Below are 7,037 nucleotides of genomic sequence, written 5' to 3'. Positions count from 1 at the left end.
GGTCAGGGGCATCAACTTCGAACTGCCGATCCAGCGTGTTATCCGCGACAACCGATGGCTTGCCACCATATCGCCCAGGTCGACGTTTGTATCCGATCTGCGCTGCAATGCCTGCCAAGCTGGCCAAACGTGCCACACGGTTCTCTGAACAGGTCTCGCCAGCATCGCGCAGGTCGTCCGCCAATTTGCGATATCCATAGACCTTACCGCTATCGGCCCGTGCCTGCTGGATCAGCACCGTCTGACGTGCATCCTCAAGGGCACGCTGGCTTAACGGTTCTTTAAGCCATGCATAGAACCCGCTGAAATGAACCATCAGCACGCGGCACATGGACCGCACAGAAAACTCTGCGCGGTGAGCCTCGATAAACGCGTACCTCACTGAGATTCTCGCGCGAAGTACGCGGTCGCCTTTTTTAGAATGGTACGTTCCTCGGTCACTCGCGCCAGTTCGCGCTTCAGCCTTTTTTTATCTCAGCAGCCTGTTCTGCAACTTCAGATCGGACACGGGGCGACTTCGCAAATTGTGCCTTCCAAGTGTACAGCGATTTGGTGCTGATCCCTAGGCGCTCAGCAACTTCGCTGACCGCATATCCACGCTCAACAACCTGTGCCACAGCGTCCTGTTTGAACTCGTCCGTAAACCGTATTCCCTTGTTCATATCCGTCTCTCCTTGGTTCCAAAATTACCAGGCAAACCGTCTACAAATCTAGGGGCACCTCAAACCGCTTGACTTAAATCCACCGCATTCCCTCTTCCGCCCTTAATGTCTTTGCAGGCTCCTAAGAGTATTTCCGGCGCTGGTGAGACCGGGAAGGAAATTGAGTGGAACGACGCAATGACAAAGCGTGCCGGCAGAGGACGAGATGAGATTGTCCTTGATAACGCTCGCGCTTCTGGCGCTGGGGTGGACGGTTGGCGTATTCATATTATCCGAAGAATTGCCGAAGCAAGTCACCGTGCTCGTCGCGGCCCCGCTGATTCTGGCAGAAGCCTTGAGCGGCATTCTATGTGCTACGGCAATTCAGAAAGGCTCATCAACGGCTGCCACAAGCAGAAGCTCAGAAACCATGGGTATGATGCTGACGGGTTGGGTCGGACTGTGCCTTGTGTTGCTGACACTCTACCATTTCCGCGCAATACCGTTGTTTCTGGGACAGCCATTCGCAGTTCTTAGTATTCTTGCGATGACGCTCCTGTTGGCTTTGCTGAAACTCCGCGCATGCTCGATTAGAATTGCGGGGCGGATGCTGGTCTTTGCCGCGGCTGCGAAAGGGGCGTTAGCTCTTGAAGTGACCCAGCCGGAACTCCTTCTGGCTTTGGCCATCCTAATTCAGCTTGGTCTTCTTTTGATGCAAATGACCCTTGGCAACAATCTGATGACAAGGGCCAAGCCAAATGATCTCGGATATCGAACACCGGGAAGTGTCGTTTTGGCGCAATATGCTGATACCCTGATCTTGCCATTTGTCTTGCATGGCCCTGAAGCATTCATTTATCTCTTTGCACGTGGATTGGGGTTAAGTGTGACTGCTGTCCTTGGGATCTTGTGCCGACAGTCAGACCCTTTACTCAGGCAGGCACGATGCCGGAACGACAGTGCCGCCTTTCTTATGATGGCTGCGCGCCTCAACCTTGGTGTGCTCCTGATCGGGGGTGCCCTCTGTTTAGCGATGCTTACTGCTGGTCCCTTTCTGGCTGCGGCTATGAGCCTAGATGAAACACCTTTCCACACGGTCCTGATGCTGCTCCTGCTTGGTGCCGCGGCACCGGTAATTTTCGGAGCTACCGACAGTCTATTGGCAACGACTGGCCAAACGGTGCCGCTTCTCTTGTGTGACATCGCGCTGATTACAGGCCTTAGCCTGGCGGCTTTGTCTGGCCAGTTGCAGACAGCAGTTTTTCTCGCGCAGTGTTTTGCTGTGGCCCACCTTTTGAAAGGAATGATCGCAGCATTTATTTTGGCGCGGTTTGGCGGAGTATGGCCCGGAGTGACAGCACTTGTCCTCCGGCAAATTGAACTGATGTAGGGTCATCAACGGACAACAAATTCAGCATGAAGCGCCCCGGCGGCCTTAATACTTTTAAGGATATCAATCATGTCCCTCGGAGCTACACCCAATGCGTTCAATCCGGCAATCACCTCTGACAATGATGTACCAGGCTGAACTTCGGCGAGAGAAATGCCGGGCTCCTCATCGATCGCTGCGTTTGTGCGCGGAACCACAACAGTCGCCCCTTCAGAAAATGGGTTGGGTTGTACAACAAGGGGCTGTTCCTGAATGCGCAGGGTCAGATTGCCCTGACTTACGGCCACCCGCGAAATGCGCACGTCCTCGCCCATCACAATTGTACCGGAACGTTGGTCAACAACCACACGCGCTTTGCGTTCGGGTTCTACTTCTATATTTTCAATGCGACCAAGGGCATGAGCGACCGATCGCATGCCCATGCCAGGCACATCCAGCTGGATGGTGCCACTGTCCAACATCAGCGCAACGCGCTTGCCAAAATTCTGATTGATCGCCCGTTCAATCCGACCTGCTGTTGTAAAATCTGCTTCTCTTAAAGCCAGTCTTAAGTCGTCTAGTGTCGCGAGTTGAAATGCAATCTCTCGTTCAACCCGCGCACCAGAGGGAATTGAACCGGCGGTCGGCACACCTTGGGTCACAGAGCCCGCATCGCCCTCTGCCACAGCGCCACCAGCGATAATAGTTCCTTGAGCCACAGCGTAAATTTCGCCATCAGCGGCGTTCATCGGCGTCATGATTAACGTGCCGCCCATCAGGCTTTTTGCATCACCGATCGCGGAAACCGTAACGTCAATTTGGCCACCGGCACGTGCGAATGGGGGCAGCGTCGCTGTGACCAGGACGGCCGCGACATTCTTGGGCCTGAATTGTTCGCCGGTGACATTCACCCCTAACCGCTCAAGAATATTGGTCATGATGTCTTCGGTGAAGGGAGCATTGCGCAGCCCGTCACCGCTACCGTTCAACCCGACAACAAGACCATAGCCAACCAGATCATTGCCACGCACCCCGTCAAAATCCACCAGATCCTTGATCCGGACAGGGCTTGCTGTAGCAGTGCTAATGCACAGGAACAGGCTCAGAAAAATAATGCAGAAGCGCATCACAGGAATTTCACCAGCGACAGTTGCGACATTCGAACAGTGACTGAGTAAAGACTTTCCAATTGGAATTGCGCTTCTTCGAGCCGTGTAGCGGCTTCAAATGGATCTACCTGCAAAAGCGCAGCTTTGGCAAACTCAAGTCCTGTAACTTCGGCTGCATTGCGCGCTGCGACTTTGTCGATGCGCGACTCCACAAACCCGACATCCGCCCGCAGGGCGATTACCCCATCCTGGGCACCAAGCATGGATTGACCGGTCTTGCCAAACAACTCTGCTTGGGTGTCGACATCAAAACCGAAAGAAGGATCATCGGCGAGGCTTACAACCGCAGCCAGTTTCAGCACCTCTTTCAACTTTGGATCGGTCGCCCGCACATCAAGCGCGATCTGGTCTGACTGAGACAACTGGAATGGTGCGATAGGGCTGGCAGACCCCTGATAAACCGTCGCCTCGAACCCGGCGGGATCATCGAACCAAGCGGTCGCAGCGGCAAGCAAGTCATCGGGTGTTGCAGCACCGGAAACAGCCGTGCGCAAAGCGTCGATGATGGTTTGTGAGTCGGGCAAAGCGGGGGTGTCGATCGCTGTACCAGAGAACATATAGCGGCCCGCTGAATTAAGGTTAAGCGTGCCCAACATGCTGTCGAGTGTTGCCCGGCCCTCTGCAACAGTATCATGGCTGTTTGCTCCGCCAGCCAATGTCCCCGCTGTAATCAGGCTACTTGAGAGCGTCGCGCCAAGAGATTGCACCAAGCCAAGCGCATCTTGCATGCCGCCAGCATAAAGTGTGGCCTCGGTTGTCGCGACATTGTAACCTGCGAGAATGCTGTCACGCCGTTCAATATCGGTCAGATAGCTATAATTTCCCCCAAGCACATCGCGCACATCAGCGACCTGCCCTGTGGCCAGCTCCGTGGTTAGCTTGTCGATGTCTTGGCGGAGCGCCACATTGCGCTGGCGCATGGCATAGGAATGCGAAAGATCGCCTAAACTTGTCACCGACATGGGTTACATCCTTATAATTGTTTGCATCATTTCATCGACCGCCTCGATCACGCGGGCATTCGCGGCATAGGCTTGCTCAAGCGTCATCAAGCGTTGAATTTCCTGATCAGTATCCACGCCGTCGGCCAGTTGGCGTTCGGTCAACTCGGAAAATCGGGCGGCAGCGAAACTTAGTTTTTGTTCTGCCACTGTACGGTCGGACCCCATTTGCGATGTTACCGCCGCCACCAACCCGGATGAGGTAAAGGCGCTACCGCCAAAACCGCCACTTCCCGGTACGACCGCGGTTGATAAAGCTGCGCCCAAATTTTGCAGCAGCGTCGCATCGCCAATAGCGCCGGGGGCCATTGCGTTCACCCCATCGCGCATTCGCCAAACCGAGCCTCCTTGATTAGGGTCAACCGAGGCGTTCAACGTCAGGCGGCTGGCCAGTCCTCGTTCGTTAATCGGATCAAAACTGCCGCCACTGTCGGTGAACAGGCCCGCGCCGCCCGGCACAATCGTTGGATCAACTGCAAGGTCTTGAAACCGGCTGATCAGATCACGGGCAATAGCATCGACTTGAACCTGCGCCTCGACGCCCAGTTCATCACGGATGGCAAATTGCGCCCCGATGGCACCTCCGCGCAGTGCACCTTTTTCGGAACTGGTCCGTACAGGCGTGTCGTTGATCGTGAGGCCGGAGAGTGTGCCCGCTTCGACTGACATGTAAGGCGTTACGACATTCGAGCGGTCAAAGCCTATGGTCGCCGCCGTGCCGTCGACCAGCACCGCACCGCCCACGCTGTAAAGTGCGATCTGACCGTTGTCGCGTGGCACCTCGCGAATGGGAACCAGCACGCCGATGTCGTCGATCACCTGCTGGCGCAGATCTTGCAATCCGGCAACATTCCCGCCCTGGACTTGCAATGCTGTGATTTGTTGGTTCAGGTCCACGATCTGTTGCAAGCCGCTGTTGAGTTGCTCGACCTGACTTGAAATCGTTTGGTCGGCCAGGGTGCGCGCATCCTGGATGCCGCTTGAGGCGGAGGTGATGGCATCAACCAAATCCTTGGCCTGCGCAACCGAAGCGCTTAACCTCTCCGTGGCATCAGGGCGGCTTGACGCAGTGATCAGCGCGCTTTCGAACCCCGACAGACGCGCGGACAAGGAAGCAGGGTTGTCAGGCGTGCCGAGCAGGCGTTCGATCCCGGCAAGAAAATCTGCCGCTCCCTGTGCGTTGACTTGCTCGGCCCCAGCCAAACGACGGTCGGAAGCAAGACTGGCGTCCACGATGCGTATAATCCCGTCGACGCGCACACCGCCTGAGTCGCCGATGGTTGCAGCAGAGAGGCTGAGCAACCGACGCCCGTATCCAGGCGTCAGCGCATTTGAGATATTGGACGATACCACTTCTGCACCACGTCCAGCGGCCCGTAGTCCTGAAATGGCATTCGACAAAGCGCCAGAAATAGTCATGCGTCTTTCCCTCCGTAGATGGTCGCTGCGTCAGGCAGCGGATCAGCGTTTGATGTTTGTGGTTTCCTGCAGCATCTCGTCCACGGTCTGAATTACCTTGGCGTTCGAACTGTAGGCCCGTTGCGTCTGGATCATGGAGGTTAGTTCCCCGGCGACATCGGTTGTCGACTCCTCGAGCGCGAAGGCAAGAATGTCGCCGGTTGGGCCATCACTCGCGTTCCACAAGAAGAAAGAGCCGCTGTCGACGGAAGGCTGATAGGTCTGCTGGTCCAGGGCGACCATGCCATTTGGATTGGGCAGATCGACCAGCGGCACCTGATAGATGACCCGCGTGATACCCGTATCGAAATATGCGTAAACATAGCCGTTCGGATCAACTTCGACCGATGTCATGTTGCCAACCGGTGAGCCGTCCTTTGAGATTGAGATGGGTGCAAAGTTATCGGACAACTGGGTCAATCCGTCATTCTCGCCGATTTGGCCGATATCGATCTCGATAGGGCCACCGTCAACATCGACGATTATAGTTCCGTTTGCCGGGTCATAGGGGCCACCGCCCGCACCTGTCGGTGTGACGGAAAGCAGCGTACCGCCAGCAGTACGGCTGTCCGTGAACTCCAGCGTATATTCCCCGATGATGACCGCAGGATCGATAGAATCGCGCATGGTCATCGTCCAGGTGTTTGATGACCCCGTTGCCGGAACTGTTGGCGTAAAGGTTATGTTGATATTCTCCGAAGTGCCAAGATTACCGAAGTATTCTACGGACAGCTCCGCAGTATCACCCGCGCTGCCTGCGGTGGTTTCAGTCGCCGGCAGATTGACGCCAAGCGTCATTCGCGTGGTCGGTTCGCCGGTGAACTGGTTCACGTTGATTTGTATCGGTTCCAAACCGTCAGCCGTATCGCGGGGAAAGGTGGGAATCGTACCGTCTGCCTGCGCCGGCCAGCCCATCAGGACCAGACCAGAGTTCGAGCGGAGGTAGCCTTCGCTGTCAGTACGAAAAGATCCTGTCGTCGTCAGGAACATCGGCGTATCGGTGCCACCGGTCACGTCGGAAGCCTGTGAAACCGGAAGAAATCCCCGTCCGCGAACGGCAAGGTCTGTGGCATTAGCAGTCGATACAAGCGATCCGCGTTGATCGATCAAACGCTCTGTGACGGCGCGCACACCACCAGCTGAATACTGGCTGCCGCCAGAGGTAATCACGATGGAATGAAAATCGGTTTCAACCCGTTTGTACCCATGAGTGGACGAGTTCGCGATGTTATCCGAAATGGAGGCCAGCCGCGTCGCGTTCGCTTGAAGCCCCGCCACACCGGCATTGAGCGAAGAAGAAATGGTCATAAGTCAGACACGCCTTTCTGCTGTATCAATTACATTGACCCAACTGATAGACGCGCCGACTTAATTCCCTGCTAACAGATAAAATGCGCGA

General features: G+C 55.7%; 5 protein-coding genes and 1 pseudogene. 1 reads left to right on the top strand and 5 read right to left on the bottom strand.

Annotation, left to right across the window (positions count from 1 at the left end; genetic code table 11):
* Positions 1–662, bottom strand: a pseudogene (locus tag Z945_RS20795) (IS3 family transposase); the annotation flags it as partial.
* Between the two features lie 217 nt (positions 663–879).
* On the opposite strand from Z945_RS20795, the gene Z945_RS0101135 reads away from it, so the two are divergent.
* Positions 880–2,031: a hypothetical protein gene (locus tag Z945_RS0101135; protein WP_161634063.1), complete on the top strand. Its 1,152-nt coding sequence runs from the start codon at positions 880–882 to the stop codon at positions 2,029–2,031.
* 5 nt (positions 2,032–2,036) lie between these two features.
* Here the strand turns inward: Z945_RS0101135 and Z945_RS0101130 are convergent, their stop codons facing one another.
* Genes Z945_RS0101130 through Z945_RS0101115 form a run of 4 tightly spaced genes read right to left on the bottom strand, consistent with a single transcriptional unit; the run spans position 2,037 to position 6,946 of the window.
* A complete protein-coding gene (locus Z945_RS0101130; RefSeq protein ID WP_037970208.1) occupies positions 2,037–3,137 on the bottom strand; it encodes a flagellar basal body P-ring protein FlgI in 1,101 nt (366 codons plus the stop codon).
* Entirely contained in the window at positions 3,137–4,141 is a 1,005-nt protein-coding gene (locus Z945_RS0101125; protein WP_025050289.1) for a flagellin, read from the bottom strand. Before Z945_RS0101125 ends, Z945_RS0101130 begins: the two co-directional genes overlap by 1 nt.
* A gap of 3 nt (positions 4,142–4,144) precedes the next feature.
* Positions 4,145–5,599, bottom strand: coding sequence for a flagellar hook-associated protein FlgK (flgK, locus tag Z945_RS0101120; RefSeq protein WP_025050288.1), 1,455 nt, complete (start codon positions 5,597–5,599; stop codon positions 4,145–4,147).
* A gap of 42 nt (positions 5,600–5,641) precedes the next feature.
* Positions 5,642–6,946 (bottom strand): flagellar hook protein FlgE, encoded by a 1,305-nt coding sequence (locus Z945_RS0101115; RefSeq protein WP_025050287.1) that lies wholly within the window; start codon positions 6,944–6,946, stop codon positions 5,642–5,644.
* Between the last annotated feature and the right edge of the window lie 91 nt (positions 6,947–7,037).

Origin of the sequence: Sulfitobacter noctilucae, from assembly GCF_000622365.1 — a bacterium.
Classification (GTDB): Bacteria; Pseudomonadota; Alphaproteobacteria; order Rhodobacterales; family Rhodobacteraceae; genus Sulfitobacter; species Sulfitobacter noctilucae.
The sequence above is the reverse complement of the archived record's forward strand: the minus strand, read 5'-3'. Positions and strand labels throughout refer to the sequence as shown.